Origin of the sequence: Formicincola oecophyllae (assembly GCF_006542395.2) — a bacterium.
GTDB classification, from domain to species: domain Bacteria; phylum Pseudomonadota; class Alphaproteobacteria; order Acetobacterales; family Acetobacteraceae; genus Formicincola; species Formicincola oecophyllae.
The window spans coordinates 1,455,699-1,476,636 of sequence record NZ_CP038231.1; the positions used below are offsets into that span (position 1 = coordinate 1,455,699).

Annotated in this window: 20 protein-coding genes; 18 read left to right on the forward strand and 2 right to left on the reverse strand. The window is 61.9% G+C overall.

The window, feature by feature from the left end; translation table 11 throughout:
• Positions 1–238 precede the first annotated feature (238 nt).
• Entirely contained in the window at positions 239–1,282 is a 1,044-nt protein-coding gene (locus E3E12_RS06480; protein WP_141443583.1) for an SMP-30/gluconolactonase/LRE family protein, read from the forward strand.
• Positions 1,283–1,378: 96 nt separating this feature from the next.
• On the opposite strand, the gene E3E12_RS06485 is transcribed toward E3E12_RS06480, so the two are convergent.
• Positions 1,379–1,831 carry a (deoxy)nucleoside triphosphate pyrophosphohydrolase gene (locus tag E3E12_RS06485; RefSeq protein WP_141443584.1) on the reverse strand — a complete coding sequence of 151 codons (453 nt, stop codon included), beginning with the start codon at positions 1,829–1,831 and terminating at the stop codon, positions 1,379–1,381.
• A gap of 219 nt (positions 1,832–2,050) precedes the next feature.
• On the opposite strand from E3E12_RS06485, the gene yajC reads away from it, so the two are divergent.
• Entirely contained in the window at positions 2,051–2,398 is a 348-nt protein-coding gene (gene yajC / locus E3E12_RS06490; RefSeq protein ID WP_141443585.1) for a preprotein translocase subunit YajC, read from the forward strand.
• A gap of 182 nt (positions 2,399–2,580) precedes the next feature.
• On the opposite strand, the gene E3E12_RS06495 is transcribed toward yajC, so the two are convergent.
• The gene (locus tag E3E12_RS06495) at positions 2,581–3,186 is read right to left on the reverse strand and encodes a superoxide dismutase (protein ID WP_141443586.1); all 606 of its coding nucleotides are present in this window, start codon (positions 3,184–3,186) and stop codon (positions 2,581–2,583) included.
• Positions 3,187–3,448: 262 nt separating this feature from the next.
• Here E3E12_RS06495 and rpoZ point away from each other — a divergent pair, with 262 nt between their 5' ends.
• The 16 genes from rpoZ (at position 3,449) to fabZ (ending at position 20,938) form a co-directional block, all read left to right on the forward strand.
• Positions 3,449–3,799, forward strand: coding sequence for a DNA-directed RNA polymerase subunit omega (rpoZ, locus tag E3E12_RS06500; RefSeq protein WP_141443587.1), 351 nt, complete (start codon positions 3,449–3,451; stop codon positions 3,797–3,799).
• 161 nt (positions 3,800–3,960) lie between these two features.
• Positions 3,961–6,237 carry a RelA/SpoT family protein gene (locus tag E3E12_RS06505; protein WP_141444145.1) on the forward strand — a complete coding sequence of 759 codons (2,277 nt, stop codon included), beginning with the start codon at positions 3,961–3,963 and terminating at the stop codon, positions 6,235–6,237.
• Positions 6,234–6,716 (forward strand): holo-ACP synthase, encoded by a 483-nt coding sequence (gene acpS / locus E3E12_RS06510; protein WP_240810462.1) that lies wholly within the window; start codon positions 6,234–6,236, stop codon positions 6,714–6,716. The genes E3E12_RS06505 and acpS overlap by 4 nt, the downstream gene beginning before the upstream one ends.
• 166 nt (positions 6,717–6,882) lie before the next feature.
• Positions 6,883–7,692, forward strand: a complete 810-nt coding sequence (gene lepB / locus E3E12_RS06515) for a signal peptidase I (RefSeq protein ID WP_141443588.1) — start codon at positions 6,883–6,885, stop codon at positions 7,690–7,692.
• Between the two features lie 152 nt (positions 7,693–7,844).
• Positions 7,845–8,573, forward strand: a complete 729-nt coding sequence (rnc, locus tag E3E12_RS06520; protein WP_141443589.1) for a ribonuclease III — start codon at positions 7,845–7,847, stop codon at positions 8,571–8,573.
• 169 nt (positions 8,574–8,742) lie between these two features.
• Positions 8,743–9,669, forward strand: a complete 927-nt coding sequence (gene era, locus E3E12_RS06525; protein ID WP_141444147.1) for a GTPase Era — start codon at positions 8,743–8,745, stop codon at positions 9,667–9,669.
• A 79-nt stretch (positions 9,670–9,748) separates the two neighbouring features.
• Positions 9,749–10,540, forward strand: a complete 792-nt coding sequence (pyrH, locus tag E3E12_RS06530) for a UMP kinase (protein WP_141443590.1) — start codon at positions 9,749–9,751, stop codon at positions 10,538–10,540.
• A gap of 50 nt (positions 10,541–10,590) precedes the next feature.
• Positions 10,591–11,157 (forward strand): ribosome recycling factor, encoded by a 567-nt coding sequence (frr, locus tag E3E12_RS06535; protein WP_141443591.1) that lies wholly within the window; start codon positions 10,591–10,593, stop codon positions 11,155–11,157.
• 32 nt (positions 11,158–11,189) lie between these two features.
• A complete protein-coding gene (gene uppS, locus E3E12_RS06540; RefSeq protein WP_141443592.1) occupies positions 11,190–11,921 on the forward strand; it encodes a polyprenyl diphosphate synthase in 732 nt (243 codons plus the stop codon).
• A gap of 12 nt (positions 11,922–11,933) precedes the next feature.
• On the forward strand, positions 11,934–12,746 hold the full coding sequence (locus tag E3E12_RS06545) for a phosphatidate cytidylyltransferase (RefSeq protein ID WP_141443593.1): 813 nt from the start codon (positions 11,934–11,936) through the stop codon (positions 12,744–12,746).
• Between the two features lie 133 nt (positions 12,747–12,879).
• On the forward strand, positions 12,880–14,061 hold the full coding sequence (gene dxr, locus E3E12_RS06550) for a 1-deoxy-D-xylulose-5-phosphate reductoisomerase (RefSeq protein ID WP_141443594.1): 1,182 nt from the start codon (positions 12,880–12,882) through the stop codon (positions 14,059–14,061).
• Between the two features lie 5 nt (positions 14,062–14,066).
• Positions 14,067–15,347, forward strand: coding sequence for an RIP metalloprotease RseP (rseP, locus tag E3E12_RS06555; RefSeq protein ID WP_141443595.1), 1,281 nt, complete (start codon positions 14,067–14,069; stop codon positions 15,345–15,347).
• Positions 15,348–15,524: 177 nt separating this feature from the next.
• Positions 15,525–18,140, forward strand: a complete 2,616-nt coding sequence (gene bamA, locus E3E12_RS06560) for an outer membrane protein assembly factor BamA (protein WP_408869924.1) — start codon at positions 15,525–15,527, stop codon at positions 18,138–18,140.
• 187 nt (positions 18,141–18,327) lie between these two features.
• A complete protein-coding gene (locus tag E3E12_RS06565) occupies positions 18,328–19,242 on the forward strand; it encodes an OmpH family outer membrane protein (RefSeq protein ID WP_240810464.1) in 915 nt (304 codons plus the stop codon).
• Positions 19,239–20,303: a UDP-3-O-(3-hydroxymyristoyl)glucosamine N-acyltransferase gene (lpxD, locus tag E3E12_RS06570; protein WP_141443596.1), complete on the forward strand. Its 1,065-nt coding sequence runs from the start codon at positions 19,239–19,241 to the stop codon at positions 20,301–20,303. The genes E3E12_RS06565 and lpxD overlap by 4 nt, the downstream gene beginning before the upstream one ends.
• 122 nt (positions 20,304–20,425) lie before the next feature.
• Positions 20,426–20,938 (forward strand): 3-hydroxyacyl-ACP dehydratase FabZ, encoded by a 513-nt coding sequence (gene fabZ / locus E3E12_RS06575; protein WP_141444150.1) that lies wholly within the window; start codon positions 20,426–20,428, stop codon positions 20,936–20,938.

A 20,938-nucleotide genomic window follows, 5' to 3' on the forward strand; every position in this document is an offset into this window, starting at 1 on the left:
TGCTGGTGGTTTTGTTGGATCTTGAGTTGGTTTGGTGAAAAGAATTATTTAAGAATTGCCTTCAAGCGCTGTCGGGCGCGGGTTGGGGGCAAGTCCCGCTTCAGGTCATGGTAAAATCATGTGGCAGGTGAAGGCCAGTCTCGCTTAGGTTGTGGCGTCATAAAATTTAACGTTACTACAGAGGAAGACGCTGTCCCTGCCCACGCGGTCCGGGCCGTACCTGAGAAACGGAGCAAACATGCCCCTGCCCCCCCTGCTGCCCCTGGATGCACTTGATTCCACCCCCCGTTGCCTGTTCGACATCAAGGCCCAACTTGGTGAAGGGCCCATTTGGGTTCCTGAAACGCAACGGCTTTACTTCACAGACATCAAGGGTTGCCGCCTTTACCGCTACCACCCAGCCACGGGCGCCTGCCGGGAATGGGTGGCACCTGGGCCTGTGGGTTTCCTGCTGCCGGTGGAGGGGGGCACGTTCCTGGCTGGTATGCGCGATGGTTTGCACAGCTTTGACCCTGCTACAGGTGGCTTTTCGCATTTGTGTGTCATCACGCCGGGGCAGGAGGGTAACCGCCTCAACGATGGCTGCGTGGACAGGCAAGGCCGCATCTGGTTCGGCACCATGGATGATTGGGAACGCCACCCAAGCGGCGCCATTTACCGCGTTGCGGAAGTGGATGGCAAAATCGCCATCACCTGCTGCGACACGGGCTATGTCGTCTCCAACGGGCCGACCGTCTCCCCCGATGGGCGCTTCCTTTACGTGTGCGACAGCCCAGCGCGCAAAATCTATGTCTTTGACAAGACGCCGGATGGAACGCTGCATAACAAGCGCCTGTTCGCCCAGCTTGACCACGGCTACCCAGACGGCATCGTCACCGATTGCGAAGGCAACCTTTGGTGCGGCCTGTGGGGTGGTGGGCGCATTGCGCGTTTCAGGCCTGATGGCCAGGCGCTACCTTCCATCCCCATGCCCGTCACCAATGTGACGAAGATCGCCTTTGGCGGTGACGACCTCAAGACTGCCTTCGTCACCACGGCGCGGCGCGGGCTGAGTGAGGCGCAACTGGCCAAGGAACCGCAGGCTGGCGGCGTGTTCGCTTTCCGCAGTGACGTGGCTGGCGTGCCCCAGGGGCAGTTCCGCTTCAACCCCCGGCATGAGGATGAGACATTGGTCAGCCGCGTTATCGTGCCGCCCCACCCCGAAGATGCAGTGAATGTGGCTGGTGAAAGTCTGGCCCGCCCAGGCGCTGCCCAAGAAGCCCCGCCTGGCACCTGGCGCTGAAAGGCGTTTTGCCCACCCCAGGGCCCAGAATTGATTGCCCCTTAGTACAGGGCTAGTGCGCGTTGGGGCGCCTCCTTATCGCCTTACTGGCCAGAATCATCCCTTGGCCAGAAAAGCCTGGAGGGGGGCGATGAGGGGTTCATCTGGCGCTGGCATGGCGTGGGCGGGCAGTTCAGCAGGCGCGACCCAGCGCAGCTGCTGGCCTTCCAGCCCTTGGGGGGTGCCTTCCCAGGCGCGCAGGATGAACACAGCCATGAGCAGGTGAAAGGGCCCGCAATCCTCACTCACAAACCTGAAGGGCACGCATTGGCTAGGCTTAGCGCTGAGGCCCAGCTCTTCGCGCAGTTCCCGGCACAGGGCCTCTTCTGGTGATTCGTTCTGTTCCACCTTGCCCCCTGGGAACTCCCACAGCCCGGCATGGGATTTGCTAGCGGGCCTGGTGGCCAGCAGAACCTCGTTGTGGTCATTCACCAGAACGGCTGCCACCACCAAAAGGGTACGCCGGTTAGTGGGCTGGGGTTTGGGGTGTTGGTTGGTGGGGTGGGGCATTGTCGCTTCCTCAGCTTTGGGGCGTTGATGAGTGGTGGTGCGCCAGGGCGTTCTGGGCCCCGCCTGGGCGCAGGCAGGCACCCCTGCCGGCTTGTGAAAGCCAAAGGGCTGGGCATGGCCCCTTTGACGTAGCGCCGGGGGAGGTTAAGTTCACCCCGTTTCAACTGGTTTTATTGCAGCGTGGCGTGTCAAACGCCCTTCCATCAGGACGGCTTCAACATGATTTCATTCCTTGCCACTCCCGCTTACGCCGCTGGCGCCACCACGGGGGGCTTCGATACGGGTGCGCTGATGGGCTATGTGCCTATCATCCTGATTTTCGTGGTGTTCTATTTCCTGATCCTGCGCCCGCAGCGCGTCAAGCAGCAGCAACTGCGCGCCCAGCAGGCTGGCTTGAAACGGGGCGACCGCATTGTGACGGCAGGCGGCGTTGTGGGTGTGGTGCGCAACGCCACTGAAGGCGCGCAGGACATTGATGTGGAGATCGCCCCCAATGTGCGCGTTAAAGTGCTGCGTTCCACCATTAACACCGTCATCCCCCCAGAGGCCCCCGCTAATGATGGCTGAGAAGCTTTGGAGCAGGGCTCGACGGTACAGCTGGCACCTGCTGCCTGCGTAACCCTGAAAACAGGCCATGGAAAAGGGCCGTCCCTGCACAGGGGCGGCCCTTCTCTCATGGGGGCCATGGCGCACAGGGCGGCCGTTCAGCGCGCCCGTGCCTGCAGCCACGGCCAGCAGCCAAGATGCACTCAGCCGTTCATGCGGCGTTCAGCTGCTTCGTAATCAGCCAGCTTGTCCAGCCAGTTGCCTGTGAAGTCTGGGCGGCGGTTCTGGAAGTCCAGGTAGTAGGCGTGCTCCCACACATCCATGGCCAGCAAAGGCTTACCGTGGCCTTCTGAGATGGGGCTGGCAGCGTTGGGGGTACGGGTGATGGCAAGCTTGCCGTCAGGCTGCTGCACCAGCCACACCCAGCCAGAGCCGAACTGCGCGCCAGCGGCGGCCTTGAACTCTTTCTTGAAATTCTCAACAGAGCCGAAGTCAGCGATGATTTTCTTCTCAAGGGCAGCGGGGATGCGCCCACCTTCAGGTGACATGCTCTCCCAGAACATGTTGTGGTTCCACACCTGGCCAGCGTTGTTGAACACAGGCGTCATGGCGGGGTCCTTGGCAGAAAGCTTGATAAGCTCCTCAAGGCTTTTGCCCTGCAGGGCTGGGTTCTTCTCTACCAGGCCATTAAGGGTGTTGACATAGCCAGCATGGTGCTTGTCGTGGTGGAAATAAAGGGTGTCCGGAGACATGCCCTTGCTGGCCAGGGCGTTGTAGGCGAAGGGAAGGGGGGGGAGCACGAAAGCCATAGGGAAATCTCCTGATGCGTGTGGCCTGGCTGAAATCAGCACCGCCACTGTCCTGAATCTAAGGCTTTTGACCTAAGTGGTCAAGGTGGCGATGGCACCGTTAGGCACGTGGTGCTTGCATGGCCCCCCTGCGCCGTGGCACTCTAGGGAGCTATCCTGACCCCAACCAGTTTTAAGTTTTTTTGGGCAGTGCCCCCTTGAAGGGGCCCAGGCAAGGTGACGCTTGGCGCCCGTGGGCAGATGACAGACGAGGTATTGAACCATGGCACGCGTGACAGTTGAAGACTGCATTGAAAAAGTCCCTAACCGCTTTGACCTCATCCTGCTGGCGGCGCGGCGTGCCCGTGGCCTGGCACGTGGCGAGGAAATGACCCTCCCCCGCGACAACGACAAGAACACGGTTGTGGCTTTGCGCGAAATCGCCGACAGCACCATTAGCCTCGACAATCTGCGCGAGGGGATCATCCGTTCCATCGGCCGCCAGCCTGAGCTTGAAAGCGCTGATGAGGAGGTGCAGGACCTCATCCCCACTGACCAGAACATCTTCGGCCTACAGGATGTCTCCGCTGAGGAGGAAGTGGCCGCCATGAACATGGATGAGCCGCGCGGCTGACCGCCACGTCCTGAGGCGCCACCCCAAGGCCATGGGTTGCGTGGCTTGCCTGTATTTGGAGGGTTGGTGCCATGGCTGAAGCGCTGAACGGGCACAAGGACCTGGGCACGGCCCTTTCCACAGAAGTCAGCCCATCTGCCCCAGACCCTGTGGCCCCTCCCATGGCGCAGGAGCCGCAAACCCCTGTGCTGACTGTGGTGCCTGGTTCAGGCGGCCAGCCCGCTGCCCAGCCCCCAGCCGGGCTGCAAGCGCCTGCGCTGGAGCTGGCTGTCGAACCCCTTCTGGAGAAAATCGCAGCCTACAACCCTGAAGCTGACCTCGAAGCCGTCAGGCGCGCTTACGGTCTGGCAGTGCAGGCCCATGAGGGGCAGCAGCGCGACAATGGTGACCCTTACATCACCCACCCCCTAGCTGTGGCCCATGTCCTGGCGGGCTTCAGGATGGACACGACCTCCATCATCGTTGGGCTCCTCCATGACACGGTGGAGGACACCAACCTGACCCTCAAAAAGCTTGAGGGGCTTTTTGGCGCTGAGTGCGCAGCCATTGTGGATGGCGTTACCAAGCTTACCAGGTTGGAGTTGCAGTCAGACCGCACCAAGCAGGCGGAGAACTTCCGCAAGCTTGTCCTGGCTATGTCGCGCGACATCCGCGTGTTGATCGTCAAGCTGGCTGACCGCCTGCACAACATGCGCACATTGCATTTCGTCACCAAGACAAGCCGCCGCCTGCGCATCGCCCGTGAGACACTAGACATTTACGCCCCCTTGGCTGAGCGCATCGGCATGGACAGGGTGAAGACCGAACTCCAGGACATCGCCTTCGCCAATGTGGAGCCAGAGGCTGACGCCACCATCAGGGCGCGCCTCAACTACCTGCGCGGGCAGGGCGCTGGCATGATTGAGCGCATCCGCGCTGAGCTAGCTGCTGAATGCCGCAAGGCCGGCGTGGAGGTTCTGGAGGTCACCGGGCGGGAGAAGTCCCCCTATTCCATCTGGGAGAAAATGAAGCGCCGCAACGTGGCGTTTGAACAGCTTTCTGACATCATGGCCTTCCGCATTGTCGTGCCTGACAGGGTAAGCTGCTATGCGGCGCTGGGTGTGATCCATGGCCAACACCCCATGATTGCGACACGCTTTAAGGATTACATCTCCACGCCCAAGAATAACGGCTACCAGTCGCTGCACACAGGCGTGACGCTGCATGGCACTGAAAGCCAGAAAATCGAGGTCCAGATCCGCACGGACGCCATGCACGCTCAAGCGGAGAACGGCGTTGCTGCCCACTGGGCCTACAAGGAAGGCGGTGGGCTGGACGACTCCCTCACAGGGCGGATGCGCTGGGTGCAGGACCTGCTGGACATCCTTGAGAACAGCCAAGGCCCAGCGGAGTTCTTGGAAAACACCAAGCTGGAGCTATACCAGGACCAGGTATTCTGCTTCACCCCCAAGGGGCAGCTGATTTCACTGCCGCGCGGCGCCACCCCGGTTGATTTCGCCTACGCTGTGCACAGCCAGGTTGGCGATTCATGCGTGGGCGCTAAGGTCAACGGGCGCTTGGTGCCGCTGCGCCAGCCTTTGCAGAATGGCGACCAGGTGGAGATCATGACAGCAAGGGGGAGCCAACCCTCCCCCTCTTGGGAGCGGTTCCTCGTTACAGGCAAGGCGCGCGCGCGCGTACGCCGCTTCGTGGCACTGCAGCAGCGCCGCGCTACCATCGACAACGGGCGCAGTACCCTTGTGCGTGTTTTCAGGCAGGAAGCCATCCCCGTCAGTGACAAGGTGCTTGAAGGGGCCTTAGGGGCTTTGCCCATGGCTAGCCTGGACGATCTGTATGCTGCTGTTGGCAATAACAGCATCGCGCCACAGGATGTCATCCTGGCTGTGCAGCCAGACTATAAAAAGCGCAGCAAAGCCCCGCGCGTGGTGCCAGGCCTGCCTGGGGGGGAGGCAGGCGCCAGCAAGCGGCGCGCTGGGGAGTTCCTCAGGGGGATTGGCAGCGGGGTGGAGGTGCATATGGCTGGCTGCTGCCGCCCGCTGCCTGGTGACCGCATTGTGGGCATCATCGCGCAGGGCCGTGGCGTAACAGTGCACCAGCATGATTGCCGCAACCTGGAAGCCATGGCTGAATCCCCAGGCCGTTTCCTAGAGGTGGACTGGGACCAGGAGGCCCTTGGCGACAGCGGTGCAGCAGCCCCGCGTTACGTTGGGCGCCTTTCTGTGGTGGCGGAAAACGATTCAGCCGTTCTGGCCGCCCTGACCAACCTGGCCACGCGCCATGGGGGCAGTGTCGTCAATCTGCGCATCTTGAACCGCCAGACGGACATTATGGAGATCCTCGTTGATTTGGAGGTGCGTAACCTCCAGCAGTTGCAGACCGTGATCGCTGCCTTTCGCATGACGCAAGGTGTGGCCCAGGTTGAAAGGATAAGGGCATGACAGCCGCAGGGACCGGCCTTTTCCAGAACCCTCTGCCCACCCCCCAGCCTATGCAGATCATCGGCACGGGGGTGGATCTGTGCCAAATCGCCCGCATGGCTGTGGTTCTGGAGCGCCACGGGGCTGCTTTCCTCAAGCGGGTTTTCACAAAGGGGGAGCGGGCCCACCTGCAGGCTTTGCCAGATCATGCCATGGCTGCTGCTTGTGCCAAGCGCTGGGCCGCCAAGGAAGCGTGCGTCAAGGCGTTGGGCACCGGTTTTGCTGCTGGTGTGCACCCTGCCCAGGTTGGCGTTGCGCGCGCCCCTGGTGGCCAACCCCAGCTGGTGCTTTCAGGGGCCGCACAGCTACGTGCCCAAGCCTTGGCAGGCCCCACCCTTGAACCAGCGCTGTTTCTGAGCATCAGCGATGACGGCGACTATGCTATGGCCCATGTCATCCTCCAGGCTATGCCTAGCGCCCAGCTGCGCCAGGCGTTTTGAGCGCGCGGCCAGGGCCAGGAAAAGCGCAGCCATGAGGCGGCCATGATTGAGTCTTGCCCAGCAGGGGCCAATCTGCGCTATTGAGCATAGAGCAAAACCGCGCGGAGCACCTATGAAGAACCCCCAAGCCCCAGAAGGCCCCTTGAACGCCGCCAAGGCCAGCCCCATGCGGGACCCTACTGGGGAGTGGAAGCTTTTCTTGGTGCAAATGGCCGTCATCTTGGCGGCTGTCATGGTGGTGCGCACCTTTGTGGTGCAGCCTTACGTTATCCCTTCTGCCTCCATGATTCCCACTTTGCAGATTGGGGACTACATCGCCACCACCAAATACAGCTATGGCTGGTCGCGTTATTCCATGCCGTTCAACCTGCCTGCCTTCAAGGGCCGGCTTGATGGCAGCCTGCCCCAACGCGGTGATGTGGTGGTGTTCCGCTACACTCAGGATCCAACTGTGGATTACATCAAGCGCGCTATCGGCCTGCCTGGCGACCATGTGCAGATGCGCGCTGGGCGCCTGTTCATCAACGGTCACGCCGTTGCTACAACGGCTGTGGGGCCTTACAGCGTTCATGACGACCAAGGGCGGTTGCTCAGTGGCACCGTCTACACAGAAGACCTGCCGCGTGGGCGCGGAACGCTGCAGCACCCTGTGCTCAAGCTCACTGACGGTGGGGCGGCTAACAACACAGCCGACTATGTGGTGCCACAAGGGTGCGTTTTCTTCATGGGGGACGACCGTGACGACAGCGCCGATAGCCGTTTTCAGGGCGGCCGCGAAAGCGGGGCGTGCCCCGCCCCGCCAGGCAATGACTACTTGAAGTCCACAGGCCATGATTTGGGCTTTGTGCCTATGCAGAACCTGGTGGGCCGGGCGCGGCTGGTGCTGTTTTCAGTCGACATGCACCATCCTGCGTGGGAATTCTGGTACTGGCCTTCTGAAATCCGTTGGGGGCGCTTCTTCCAGCCCATCCCTTGAAGGGGCAGGTGGGGCTTTGCCGCTTGAGGTAGCGTGCCCCACATTCTACAACCCGTATTCCCACCACGCGCCAGCCTGTCAGGCCCATGCCCAGGCTGAACCCGCCCCTGGCCTGCTGGGGCTGGCCAGCATGAACCCCCGCAGGAGAGACCATGGCAGACCGCACTGCAGCCGCCCAGGCACTGCTTGGGAAGCTGGATTACCGCTTCAGCAACCCAGCCCTTTTTGAAGAGGCCCTGACGCACCGTTCTGCCCTTTCGCGCCATGCCAACCGCAAAGGCCAGCAAAAGGGCGCTGGCTCTAACGAGCGCCTGGAATTTGTAGGCGACCGCGTTTTGGGGCTGGTGATGGCCCAATGGCTGTTCGAACGCCACCCCCAGGACCAGGAGGGGGCGCTTGGCGGCCGGCATGGCTACCTGGTCTCACGCCCGGTCCTGGCTGAGGTCGCCAGCGCCATTGGCCTTCCAGCTGCCCTCCACGTGGCCAGCCATGAGGAGGAGGCAGGCGTCCTCAAGCGTGATACCGTGCGCGCTGACGCCATGGAGGCTTTGCTGGGCGCTGTGTTCCTCGATGGGGGGCTTGAGCCAGCCCGTTCCATTGTCAGGCGGCTTTGGCAAACCCATGTGGAGGAGGAGAAGAAGCCCCACAAGGAACCCAAGACACGCTTGCAGGAGCACCTCCTTGGCAAGGCCCAGGGACTGCCGGATTACGTTGTGCTCTCTTCTGAAGGGCCCTCTCACAAACCTGTGTTCCGCGTTGAGGTGCGCGGGGGCGGTCAACGCGCTGAAGGCGTGGCGGGCAGCAAGCGCGCCGCTGAAACCGAAGCAGCAAGCGCGCTGCTGGCCAAGCTAGAGGGGGGAGCCCCCCAAGATCCTGCCTGAACCTGTTTAAGCGCCCTCATTAAAACCCTTGAAACCTTGCCCCGCCCACGCTCGATGAGCGCCCTACAGAAAAAGAAAGCTGAAAGCCCCCACCATGACAGAGACCACGCCAGCTGCAACCACCCCCCAGCCCCCTGCCACAGAAGCCCCCCACCCCCCGGCCGCTTCCATGAATGCTGGCCCAAGCGGCGCTGAGGGCACAGGCACGCGTTGTGGGTTCGTTGCCATGGTGGGGGCGCCTAATGCGGGCAAGTCCACCCTCCTCAACCGGATGACGGGCTCCAAAGTGGCCATCGTCAGCCCTAAGGCCCAGACGACGCGTTTTCGCACTCTTGGCATTGTTATTCACGACAAGGCGCAGATTGTTTTTGTCGACCTGCCAGGCGTGTTCAAACCGCGCCGCAAACTTGACCGCGCCATGGTCAACGCTGCCTGGACAGGCGTTCAGGATGCTGACCTGGCCTTGTTCATGGTGGACGCCAAGCGCGGGTTGAGTGACGATGTGCGTGAAATCGCCGAGCAGCTCTCCCAAAGTGGCCGGCGCGTTTGGCTGGTATTGAACAAAACTGACATCGTCAACCGTGAGGCCCTGCTGCCCCTGACTGCGGAGCTGGACGGCATCCTCCACCCCGAAAAGACCTTCATGGTCAGCGCCGCCAAGGGGGAAGGGGTGGACAAGCTGCTTGACGATGTGGCTGCCGCCATGCCTGAAGGTCCCTGGCTCTATCCTGAAGATGAAATGACCGACCTGCCTGACAGGCTTCTGGCCGCTGAGCTGGTGCGCGAGCAGGTGTTCCTGCAAACCCATGAGGAAATCCCCTACCAAGCCACAGTTGAGACGGAGAGCTACAAGGAGCGCCCAGACGGCAGCGCCCGCATTGATGTGACGATCTTCGTCTCCCGCGCTGGCCATAAAGGCATTCTCATTGGGGATGGGGGGCGGCGCATCCGCGACATCGGCATGAAGGCGCGCCGCCAGCTTGAGGAGATCCTGGGCCATCCCTGCCATTTGTTCCTCAACGTGAAGGAGCGCGCCGGCTGGGATGAGGAGAACGCGCGCCTGCGTGCCTTGGGCCTTGACCCCCATCAAGCGTGAAGTGGTTGCCCGCCGCCTGCCTGGGCGGTAAACAGGCGTTCAAGATGAAGTTTGTGCCCACCCGCCAAGGAAGCCTGCCATGACCACCCAGGAAGCGACCCCGACTGCCCCCCAGGAAGTCCCTGCTGGTTCAGGGAAGCCGCTGCCTTACAAGCGGGTCCTGCTGAAGGTCTCTGGTGAGGCCCTGATGGGTGACGGCGCTTTTGGCATCACGCCCAAGGTGGTGGAACAGGTGGCTGCCGATGTGGCTGATGTGGCGGCCCGCGGCACTGAAGTGTGCTTGGTTGTGGGGGGCGGCAACATTTTCCGCGGCGTGGCCGCCGCCGCCAAAGGTATGGACAGGGCCCAGGGTGACTACGCCGGCATGTTGGCCACCGTCATCAACGCCTTGATGCTGCAGAACGCCCTTGAGCGCGAAGGGGTGGAGACGCGCGTCATGACGGCCATCGACATGGCGGAGATCGCCGAGCCCTACATTCGCCGCCGCGCTGTGCGCCATATGGAGAAGGGCCGGGTTGTGATCTTCGCCGCAGGCACCGGCAACCCCTTTTTCACCACAGATACGGCAGCAGCACTGCGCGCTAATGAAATGGACTGCGATGCCCTTTTCAAGGGCACCCAGGTTGATGGCGTCTATGACAGCGACCCGCGCACGAACCCTGCAGCGCACCGCTATAGCCAGCTTGGCTATTCTGAAGTCCTGGCGCGCAATTTAAAAGTCATGGACGCCGCCGCCATCAGCTTGGCGCGTGAGAACGACTTGCCCATCATCGTGTTTGACATCCGCGCCCCTGGCTCCTTCGGGGCTGTAATGGCGGGCCAGGGCGCCTACACGCGCATCAGCGATGGCAGCGCTGAAACGGCCAGCTGACCCCGATACGTGCAAGCCTCAACATCCCTGCAGCAGAGAGCAGCCACACCATGACCACAGACCTCAAAACCCTCCTCAATGACCTTGAACGCCGCATGGAAGGCGCGCTTGAAAGCCTTGGACGGGATTTCTCCGGCCTGCGTTCAGGCCGTGCCAGCCCCAATTTGCTGGAGCCTGTGCGTGTTGAAGCTTATGGCTCCATGGTGCCGCTTGCCCAGGTTGGTTCGGTGGCGGTGCCTGAAGCGCGCATGTTGACGGTTTCCGTGTGGGACCGCAGCGTTGTCGGCGCTGTGGAAAAGGCCATCCGCGATAGTGGGCTGGGCCTCAACCCAGCGACAGAAGGGCAGACCATCCGTGTACCTATCCCTCAGTTGACGGGGGAACGCCGCGCTGAATTGGCCAAAGCCGCCGCGCGCTACGCTGAAGGTGCGCGCATTGCCGTGCGCGGCGTGCGCCGTGACGGCATGGACCAAGCCAAGGCGCTGGAGAAGAAAGGCGACATCAGCCAGGATGAGCTAAAAACCTGGAGTGACGCTATCCAGAAGCTAACCGACCAGTTCACCAAGCGCGTTGATGACGCTTTGGCTGACAAGGAACGCGACATCAAGCAGGTCTGACCACCGCTTTGGCAGGCAGGGCCTGTAACAGCATGGGAAATGGCGTGGGCAACCCCAGTGGCAAAAAGCTGCGCCATGTGGCTGTCATCATGGATGGCAATGCGCGTTGGGCCTGCCAGAACGGCCAAAGCGTTGCTGAAGGCCACCGCCAGGGCGCGGCGGCTGTGCAACGCTGTATCGCTGCCGCCATCAAGCATGATGTACCTTACTTGACGCTTTACGCTTTCTCCTCAGAAAATTGGCGCAGGGCGCCTGAGGAGGTCGCTGCCCTGACTGCGCTCCTCAGCTATTATTTGAGCGAGAAAGTCGGTGAGCTGGTTGAACAGGGCGTGCGCCTGAAGGTGATTGGGGAGCCTGAACGCTTTGGCGGCGAAATCGGCGCCACCATCGCTGCGGCCGAACGCAGGACGGCCCTTAATAACAAGCTGTGCCTGACATTGGCCCTTTCTTATGGTAGCCGCAGTGAAATCGCTAACGCCTGCCGCCACCTGGCCCAGGAAGTAGCCGCAGGCCGCTGCGCCCCAGCCAGCATTGACGAGGGCGCCGTGGCAGCATCCCTGCAGACGGCGGCGTTGCCTGACCCTGACATTATCGTGCGCACAAGCGGGGAAAAGCGCCTATCCAATTTCCTGCTGTGGCAGGCAGCCTATGCTGAGCTGCTTTTCCTGGACGTTCTGTGGCCTGATTTCAGTGAACAGGACTTCGAACATGTGGTGCATTATTTCGCAACCCGGCAAAGACGTTTCGGGGGGCGCCCTTCTTGATGGACACTGCCCATGACTGAATACCACAACCAGCCCGCGCCAGACCCCTCTGCGCCAGGGCGCTGGCGCGATCTGACGGCACGCGTTCTGTCCAGCCTGGTCCTGGTGCCGCTGGCTTTAGGGGCACTCGTCCTTGGGGGGCCTTTCTGGGGTGCCTTGGTGCTTCTAGCCACGGCGGCCGTTGCCTGGGAGGGAGCGAGCCTGCTTGGCCAGAACATGAAGGATGCCGGCACGTGGGGTTTTGTGGGCTGTGTTGTGTTGGGGGTCCTCCTGGCGGAGGTCCACCATCCCTTCTGGGGTTTGGTCATCGCCTGCTGCAGCATGGTCTATGGGCGCAAGCTGCTGTCAGCGGCCATCGTGGCGTTTCTGGGGGCAGGTTCCCTGGCGCTTTTGCGTGAAATGCCCCAAGGACTGGTGATGGTGCTGTTCGTGCTAGCTGTCGTGGTGGCTGCTGACACGGGCGCCTATGTGACCGGCCGTCTGGTGGGCGGTCCCAAGCTTGCGCCAGCCATCTCGCCAGGCAAAACGGTTTCAGGCGCTGTGGGGGGCTGGGTGGCAGCCATGGTGGCTGGCGTGCTGGTGGCCAGGTTCAGCGGCACCGCCCATGGTTTCCTGCCTGCTTTGTGGGCGCTTGTCTTAGCTGTGGCCTCCCAAATGGGGGACTTGGCTGAAAGCGCCTTCAAGCGGCGCGTTGGCGTGAAGGATTCGGGGCGCCTTATCCCTGGCCACGGCGGTGCGCTTGACCGTTTTGACGGCCTTTTAGCTGCGGCACCGCTGGCCCTGCTCATCGCCGCCTTCACGGGGCGTTTCCCCTTCTGGCTGTGAGGTGGGGCGGCATTGCCTTGCCCTCGCCCACTTTATCGTTCTTAGTTCACCCCAAGTTCACCAGCTCTCGCAGGGCATTTTCAAGCCCTGCCAGCTGGCAGGTTAGGTTCACATGGTTCAAAGGCACACGCGCATGGCAAGCGACACCAAGAGGCGCATCAGCGTCCTGGGCAGCACGGGCAGCATTGGCACATCAACGGTTTCACTGCTGCGTGACATCAAGGACCAGATCCAAGTGCGCGCTTTGGTGGGGGGGCGCAACGCCGCTCTCCTAGCGGAGCAGGCACGTGAACTGGGCGCTGAATGGGCCGTGCTGCACGATGAACGCCACTATGATGAATTGAAGGACAGGCTGGCAGGCACGCCAACCAAGGTGGCTGCAGGCCGCAAGGCCGTTCTGGAAGCCGCAGCCTTGGAAACGGACTGGGCCATGGCCGCCATTACGGGCGCTGCTGGGTTGGAGCCTGCGCTGGAGGCCGCACGCCACGGCAAAGCCCTGGCCCTGGCCAACAAGGAAGCCCTGGTGTGCGCTGGCGACATTATGCTACGGGTTGTGCGTGAAGCGGGCTGTGAACTGCTGCCTGTTGATTCAGAGCACAATGCCATTGCCCAGTCCCTGGCTGGCGCCCGCATGGAGGAGGTGGAGAAAATCATCCTCACCGCTTCAGGTGGCCCCTTCCGCAACGCCACCTTGGCGGAGATGGCCCAAGCCACCCCTGCCCAGGCGCTCAAGCATCCCACATGGTCTATGGGGGCCAAGATCTCCATCGATTCAGCCTCCATGGCCAACAAGGGGCTGGAGATCATAGAGGCCGCGCGCCTGTTCAACGTGACAGGTGAACAGATTGGCGTGCTTGTGCACCCGCAATCCGTGGTTCACGGCCTTGTCAGCTACAAGGACGGCAGCTTCATCGCCCAGATGGGGGCTGCCGATATGCGCATTCCCATTTCCCATGCGCTGGCCTGGCCTGAGCGCATGGCCACATCCTGCGCCAGGCTTGATTTGGCAAAGGTGGGCCAGCTTGACTTCGAACCTGCCGATGAGGGCCGTTTCCGCCCCTTAGCCTTGGCGCGTGAGGTCCTGGCGGCTGGCGGGGTCGCCCCCACGGTGTTTTCCGCTGCCAATGAAGTAGCTGTGGAGGCCTTTTTGAAGGAACGCATCCGCTTTCTCGGCATTGGGGAGGTCATCGCTGGCGCGTTGGACGCCATGGAAGCCAACCCCTCCCCCCAGAGCCTCGATGATGTGCTGCATTGGGACAGCAGGGGCCGCACGCTGGCCGAAGGCGTGGTGCGCCAGCTTGAAGGGCGCGCCTGAACCCCATGGGCATCCATGACATCCTGATTGGGCTGGCGGTGTTCGGGCTGGTGGTGTTCATCCATGAGTTGGGGCACTTCCTGGCAGCGCGCCTGCGTGGTGTGCCTGTGGAGGTCTTTTCCATCGGTTTCGGGCCAAGCTTGCTGAAATGGCGTGACCGTTCGGGAACGCTTTGGAAGATCGGCATGCTGCCTTTAGGGGGCTATGTGGCTTTCCATGGCATGATGCCTGAGGAGCCAGAAGAGGGTGCCTCCCCCCCTACGCCCCCTCTGGAGGAAGGTGCGCCAGCCAAGGAAGGTGCCGTAGGCGCTACTGATGGCACCCCAGCCGCAGTTCATCCACAAGCCGCCACGCCTGCACAAACGCCAAGCGCTGCCTGCGGGAACGCAGGGGAGGATAAGCAGGGCGCGCCCTCTCACACATGCCCCCCTGCTGGCTATGTTTACGACCATGAACCAGTCAGCACGCGCGCGCTGGTGGCGGTTGCTGGGCCAGCGTTTAATTTCTTCCTGGCCATTGGGATTTTCGCTTTCATGTTCGCCCTGGGCTGCATGCCAGGCAACCATCCGCCCACGGACGTTGCCACCATCATGCCCCAGTCTGCAGCCAAGCAGGCTGGGCTGGCTGCAGGCGACCATATCGCGGCTGTGGATGGCCAGAAGGTTGGGGAGGCCGCAGACCTACAGGCCCTTCTCAGCAAGCGGCCTGGGCAGCATGTCACGCTTGACGTGGTGCGCGCAGGCCACAACATGGCTGTGCCTGTGACCCTTGGCACGGAAACAGTGAATGGGCAGCAAATTGGCCGGCTGGGCATCGTCTTCGCCAGGGACTACCTCAAGCCTGTACCGTGGTGGCAGGCTGTGCCCAGGGCTGTCAGCCATTGCTGGGACCTCAGCACCGGTACGCTGGCCGTCCTGTGGCAGATGCTGACGGGCCAACGCGATCCGCACCAGCTCTCAGGTGCACTTGGCATCATGCACATGTCTGGCCAGGCTGCTGAGGGGGGGATGGTTGCCCTTATCCTGTTCATGGGGCTGCTTTCTGCCCATCTAGGGCTGTTCAACCTGCTGCCCGTCCCCATGTTGGATGGCGGCCATCTGGTGTTTCACGGCCTTGAGGCCATCCGCCGGAAGCCCGTTCACCCAACGGTGCGTGCCAGGGCTTTTCAAGTTGGGTTGGTATTGGTGCTGGCGCTCTACCTGTTCACCACTTACAATGACCTGCACTTTATGGGGCTGTTTCATTGGGTGGCGCATTTCTTCACCCACCCCTCAAGCCCTGCCTAACGCGCTGGGAAGCTGTCCCCTGGCGCGCCATGGCGGGGTGGGGGGCGCTTCATCCTTGCGCCAGAACAGGTTAATCAGTTAGTGCTTGATGAAACGGGGGGCTGTTCCCTTGCCTCATCTGACCAACCCCGCTGCCCGGCTGTGGCAATCTGGACGGGAAAATCTGCCTTGGCAGCCATGCGCCTGAAAAAAATTCCTTTCACGGGCCTGAACGGCCACACCACCCAACGCCCCAGGGGGCTGGCCCTAAGCAGGGCCGCTGGGTGCTTGGCGCTTTCAGCGTTCGTCACAGCCATGGGGGCTGCGCAAGCCCACGCCGCGCCACGCCGCAGCCACCACCCGGCCATGCATGTTGTCAGCGCTGGCGCCCCCAGCGCGCCACGTGCCTTCGGCAACCTCATCTCAGCCATCATTATCGAGGGCAACAACCGCATTGAGAATAGCACCGTCCTTTCCTATATGACGGTGCAACCAGGCGACACCTTCAGCCGCGATGCCATCAGCCGCTCCCTCAAGACGCTTTACGCCACGGGGTTATTCAAAGACGTCCTCATGAAGCGGGAGGGCAACACCTTGGTGGTCAAGGTGATTGAGAACCCCATCGTCAACCGCATCGTGTTCGAGGGCAACATGGCGGTGAAGGACAATGAACTCCTGCGTGAGATCGCCTTGCGCGCCCGCGCCGTGTTTTCCCCCCAGCAGGTGGCTGTGGACAGGCAGAAGATCCTGAACTTCTACGCTTCCAAATCGCGCTTCGGCACCACGGTGACGCCACAAATCATCAAGCTTTCGCACAACCGCGTTGACGTTGTGTTCAACATCAACGAATCGCCCATCTCAATGGTGCGCAAAATCGTTTTCGTGGGTAACAAGTACTATTCGGAAGGTGACCTGGCCGCTGTCATCTCCTCCAAGGAATCGGCCTGGTACCGTTTCCTCTCCAACGCTGACGAATACAACCCCGGCCGCGTGCGCTACGATATGGAGCTCCTCAAGCGGCATTACCTCCACACTGGCTTCGTGGACTTCAAGATCGTCAACGCCACAGGCGAAATGTCGCCTGACCACAAAACCTTCATGATCACCTACACCCTCCATGAAGGGCCGCGCTACAATTTGGACAAAATCAGCATCCGCTCCAACATCAAGGGCGTCACCCCCAAGATGATGAAGCCACTGGTGCAGGTCTACCTTCACCAAATTTATGACGGCACGGCCATCCAGGACAATGCCGAGAACATGCAGGACTGGCTGCAGGACCACGGCCACCCCTTCGCTGTGGTGCGCACCGATATTGCCCGCAACCCTGAAAAGCGCCGCATCGACCTTTTGTTCGATATCGGCGAGATGCCGCGCGCCTACGTGGAGCGCATCGACATCAATGGCAACACCATCACCCGCGATGGCGTCATCAGGCGCGACCTGCCCGTAGCTGAGGGGGACGCTTACACGCCGGCCGCGCGCAAATACATGAAAATGGCCATCATGGACATGGGCTATTTCAAGAACGCCTCTGTGGAGCAATCGGAAGGCTCAGCGCCTGATAAGGTCAACCTGGTGGCCAGCGTGGTGGAGAAGCCCACCGGCGAGTTCTCCCTGGGTGGCGGCTACTCAACGGACGTTGGCGTGCTGGGCAATCTGGCTCTTAAGCAGCACAACCTGCTGGGCACAGGCATTGACGCGGGCTTCTCAGGCACCATCGCTTATTACGAAAAGCAGGCTGACCTGACCTTCACAGACCCTTACTTCATGAACCGCAACCTGGTGGCCGGGGCTGACTTCTACTTCACGCAGAACAACTACCAGACCTACCAGAAGTACAACGAAGGGCAGTATGGCGGCGACTTGCGCGCTGGCTACTCCTTCAACCGCTACCTTTCGCAGGAATGGACCTACACCCTGGTGGATCGCCAGGTCGGCAACTCCATGCCGTGCAAAAGCTACCTGCCTGGGCGTTGCTACCCTTACTACCAGGAGGATGCCTCCTCGGTGTTCGTGCAAAACTCAACAGGCTGGACGCTGCTTTCGCAGCTCAGCACCAACTTCACCTATGACAGGCGCGACAACCGCGTGCGGCCCCATTCCGGCTTCATCCTGAATGCCGGCGGCGACTTTGCCGGCATTGGCGGTGATGAGCAGTACCTCCGCGGCAAGTTCAACGGCGCCTACTACATTCCCCTTGACGACCTGACGGGCAACAATCTGTGGACGTTCCGCCTCAAAGGTGGCGTTGGCTACATGGGCAATTGGAGCAAGGGCGGCAACGTCAACATCATCGACAACTTCTACCTGGGCGGCGCCAACCTGCGCGGCTTCATGCAAGGTGGCGTTGGGCCGCGTTCAGGCCATGTGAAGTGCAAGCCAGGCAACAATGGCGGCCTGGGGCCAGGGGAATCTAAGCGTGGCGGCTTCAATGGCTACTGCCCCTGGGAAGGCCAGGACGACTTCATCGGCGGCAACTTCATGTACACAGCTTCCGCGCAGCTTGATTACCCCCTGCCTATGGGGGAGGCGCTGGGCATTTCCGGCCGTGCCTTTATTGACGCAGGCAGCTTGTTTGGCGTGCGCGTTCCTTACAAGCACAACTTGCACAAGGGCGCCTCCTGGCTTTCCAACGGGGGGGCGGCTACCCCCATCACGGGTGACAGCGCCTTGCCGCGCGTCTCAGGGGGCCTGGGCATTTCCTGGAAAAGCCCCTTTGGGCTTGTCAACATCGATGGCGCCGTTCCCATCCGCAAGGAGCGTGGCGACAAGACCTACCCCATCCGCTTTGGTTTTGGTCAGCAATTCTAAAGGCCAGCGCCAAGCTGTGGGGGTGGCAGGATGCCCCCTTATGGCGTAACGATGGGTCCAGGAACGGTGGTCTGGCCCTTCAGCGCCACGACCGCAGGACGGGTAGGGCGCCCCACTGTTGAGCTTACCCAGCCCCGCCCCTGCCAGGCCACGCCGGGCCATGTTGCACTTTGCGCCGGAGAACGTCATGAGAAGCCATCCCAAGCCCTTTTTCCTGAAGGCCGCCACAGCGCTCACGCTGGCCATGGCTGTGGTGCCGCTTGGAAACGGCGCGCAGGCCGCTGACGCAGCCTCTGGGCAGAAATGGTTCACCCCTAAAGCCGAGGCCCCAGCCCCCCAGCCGCAACCCCGCCCCCGCCCAGCGCCGCGCCGTCGCGCTGTCCCCGTGCCAGTTGCAGCTGAGGAGGACGATGGCCCCTCCCCTGAGGAAATGGGCCCGCAGGCGCCACCTTTGCTGCCGCTGCCGCCTGTTCCCACCGTGGCGGCCATCCCCAAGGAGGCGCCGCCGCCCACAGCGGTTATTGGCATCATCAGCATTCAGGGGGTCATGCAGCTTTCCTCAGCGGCGCAGGAAATCCAGCAAGTGCTGGGGGCGCGGCGCGACAAGCTGGCCCAGGCTGTCCACAAGGAGGAGGGTGCTTGGCGCGCTGAGCAACGCAAACTGCAAATGCAGGCCCGTTCCCTGACAGCAGACCAGATCCAGCTGCGCGAACGCCACCTGCAGGAACGCCGCGCCCGTGACCAGCGCGATTTCGGCAACCAGGCCCGCATCATCCAGGAAGCTTACCAGGTGGCCTTCCACCAGATTGAACGCGTCCTTGAGGAGCCAAACGGCATCATCGCCCGCGTTTCCGCCGCCCATAGCATGAACCTGGTTTTCCATGCTGAACAGGTGGTGCTGCACGTTGCTGGCCAGGACATCACGCAGGAGGTGGCCAACCACCTTAACCAAGTTATGCCGCACGTGGCCATCCCCGCTGAAGGGGTCGACCCTGAAGCGCTCGCCCGTTCTGGCAAAGTGCCCACAACAGCTGATGAGGAGGCGCGCCCCATGCCCCCAGGCACCCAGCAGAACCACCCGGCCAAGCCAGCCAAAAAATGACCGCAACTACCGCCGCAGGGCGCGCGCAGGCTGGTGACGGGCGCTTTTTCGCTAGCGCTGGCCCCTTCACGCTGGCGCAGGTGGTTGAAGCGGCGGGCGCAGGCGTGACGCTGCCCCCTGGCAGCGCTGGCACCATCATCACAGGGGTGGCCCCCCTTGGTAGCGCAGTCCCTGGGGAGGTCAGCTTCCTGGCCAACCGCCATTACGCGCCCGCCCTGCGCAGTACCAAGGCCAGCGCCGTCATCACCTTGCCTGCTTTCAATGCTGACGTGCCAGCTGGCTGCCTAGGGCTGCCTACAAACCAACCTTACCTGGCCTGGGCGCGCGTGGCGCGCCTGTTCCATCCTGAAAAGGCGCCTAGCGGCACCATCCACCCCACAGCGGTTGTGGCGCCCAGCGCTAAGCTGGGTGCTGGGTGCACCATCGGCCCCTTGGCTGTTGTGGAGGAAGAGGTTGTTCTAGGCCCAGGTTGCGTGGTGGAGGCCCACGCCCACATTGCAGCGCATGTGGTTATGGGCGCTGGCTGCCGCATTGGGTCTGGCGCCAGCCTCTCCCATGCGCTTTTGGGCGACAAGGTGCGCGTGTTCCCAGGCGCACGCATTGGGCAGGATGGTTTTGGCTTCACCCCAGGCCCTGATGGTTTCGAGGATGTGCCCCAGCTGGGACGCGTCATCCTGGAAGATGGGGTGCAAGTGGGCGCCAACACCACCATTGACCGTGGTTCAGCGCGTGACACCGTGATTGGCGCTGGCACGCGCATCGATAACCTTGTGCAGATAGGCCACAATGTCCAAACAGGCCGTGGGTGTGTCATCGTGGCGCAGGCTGGGGTTTCAGGATCCACCACGCTGGAAGACCACGTGACGCTGGCTGCGCAGGCTGGCCTGGTGGGGCACATCACCATTGGTAAGGGCGCGCGTGTGGGGGCGCAATGTGGCGTCATGGATGATGTGCCGCCAGGCGCTGACGTCATCGGCAGCCCGGCCATGCCTTTTTGGGAGTTTTTCCGCAATGTCGCCTTCCTGCGGCGCTTGGCGCGCAAGCCACGCCACAGTTCCTGAAAGGCCCCTTCCCAAGGGGGCGGGGGAAAAGCAGCTTTGCAAAGCTGGTTGATGGCCAAGCGCTGCCCTGGATGGTAAAGCCCATGGTGAGAGAACAGAAAACGGTCCAGGGCAGGCCTGTCATGCCCCCTGACAGGCCATCACACAGCACAGGGAGCGAACGCGTGAGCGCAGAAGCTGAAAAAACCCACGAAGTCCCCGCAAGCGCCGACATCACGCGCATCATGCAGGCCATTCCGCACCGCTACCCTTTCCTGCTGATTGACCGCATGGAGAACATCGTTGCAGGTGAATCGGCAGTCGGCATCAAGAACGTTACGTTCAACGAGCCTTACTTCCAAGGTCACTTCCCCGCCAAACCTGTCATGCCAGGCGTGCTCATCATCGAAGCCATGGCCCAGACGGCGGCCACCTTGGTGGTGCTGACTCTTGGTGACGTCTTTGACGGCAAGTTGGTCTATTTCATGACCATTGAGAACGCCAAGTTCCGCCGCCCGGTCGGCCCTGGCGATGTCCTTGAACTGCATGTGGAGAAAGAGCGCCAGCGCGCCAATGTTTGGCGTTTTCACGGTACCGCCAAAGTGGGCGATGTTGTGGTGGCGCAGGCTACCTTCAGCGCCATGATCATGGGCTGA

What these genes read in the sequence shown, in the direction of transcription:
- E3E12_RS06480 (WP_141443583.1), top strand. Translation starts at nt 239, where the DNA reads ATGCCCCTGCCCCCCCTGCTGCCCCTGGATGCACTTGATTCCACCCCC.
- E3E12_RS06485 (WP_141443584.1), bottom strand. Translation starts at nt 1,831, where the DNA reads ATGCCCCACCCCACCAACCAACACCCCAAACCCCAGCCCACTAACCGG.
- yajC (WP_141443585.1), top strand. Translation starts at nt 2,051, where the DNA reads ATGATTTCATTCCTTGCCACTCCCGCTTACGCCGCTGGCGCCACCACG.
- E3E12_RS06495 (WP_141443586.1), bottom strand. Translation starts at nt 3,186, where the DNA reads ATGGCTTTCGTGCTCCCCCCCCTTCCCTTCGCCTACAACGCCCTGGCC.
- rpoZ (WP_141443587.1), top strand. Translation starts at nt 3,449, where the DNA reads ATGGCACGCGTGACAGTTGAAGACTGCATTGAAAAAGTCCCTAACCGC.
- E3E12_RS06505 (WP_141444145.1), top strand. Translation starts at nt 3,961, where the DNA reads ATGGCGCAGGAGCCGCAAACCCCTGTGCTGACTGTGGTGCCTGGTTCA.
- acpS (WP_240810462.1), top strand. Translation starts at nt 6,234, where the DNA reads ATGACAGCCGCAGGGACCGGCCTTTTCCAGAACCCTCTGCCCACCCCC.
- lepB (WP_141443588.1), top strand. Translation starts at nt 6,883, where the DNA reads ATGCGGGACCCTACTGGGGAGTGGAAGCTTTTCTTGGTGCAAATGGCC.
- rnc (WP_141443589.1), top strand. Translation starts at nt 7,845, where the DNA reads ATGGCAGACCGCACTGCAGCCGCCCAGGCACTGCTTGGGAAGCTGGAT.
- era (WP_141444147.1), top strand. Translation starts at nt 8,743, where the DNA reads ATGAATGCTGGCCCAAGCGGCGCTGAGGGCACAGGCACGCGTTGTGGG.
- pyrH (WP_141443590.1), top strand. Translation starts at nt 9,749, where the DNA reads ATGACCACCCAGGAAGCGACCCCGACTGCCCCCCAGGAAGTCCCTGCT.
- frr (WP_141443591.1), top strand. Translation starts at nt 10,591, where the DNA reads ATGACCACAGACCTCAAAACCCTCCTCAATGACCTTGAACGCCGCATG.
- uppS (WP_141443592.1), top strand. Translation starts at nt 11,190, where the DNA reads ATGGGAAATGGCGTGGGCAACCCCAGTGGCAAAAAGCTGCGCCATGTG.
- E3E12_RS06545 (WP_141443593.1), top strand. Translation starts at nt 11,934, where the DNA reads ATGACTGAATACCACAACCAGCCCGCGCCAGACCCCTCTGCGCCAGGG.
- dxr (WP_141443594.1), top strand. Translation starts at nt 12,880, where the DNA reads ATGGCAAGCGACACCAAGAGGCGCATCAGCGTCCTGGGCAGCACGGGC.
- rseP (WP_141443595.1), top strand. Translation starts at nt 14,067, where the DNA reads ATGGGCATCCATGACATCCTGATTGGGCTGGCGGTGTTCGGGCTGGTG.
- bamA (WP_408869924.1), top strand. Translation starts at nt 15,525, where the DNA reads ATGCGCCTGAAAAAAATTCCTTTCACGGGCCTGAACGGCCACACCACC.
- E3E12_RS06565 (WP_240810464.1), top strand. Translation starts at nt 18,328, where the DNA reads ATGAGAAGCCATCCCAAGCCCTTTTTCCTGAAGGCCGCCACAGCGCTC.
- lpxD (WP_141443596.1), top strand. Translation starts at nt 19,239, where the DNA reads ATGACCGCAACTACCGCCGCAGGGCGCGCGCAGGCTGGTGACGGGCGC.
- fabZ (WP_141444150.1), top strand. Translation starts at nt 20,426, where the DNA reads ATGCCCCCTGACAGGCCATCACACAGCACAGGGAGCGAACGCGTGAGC.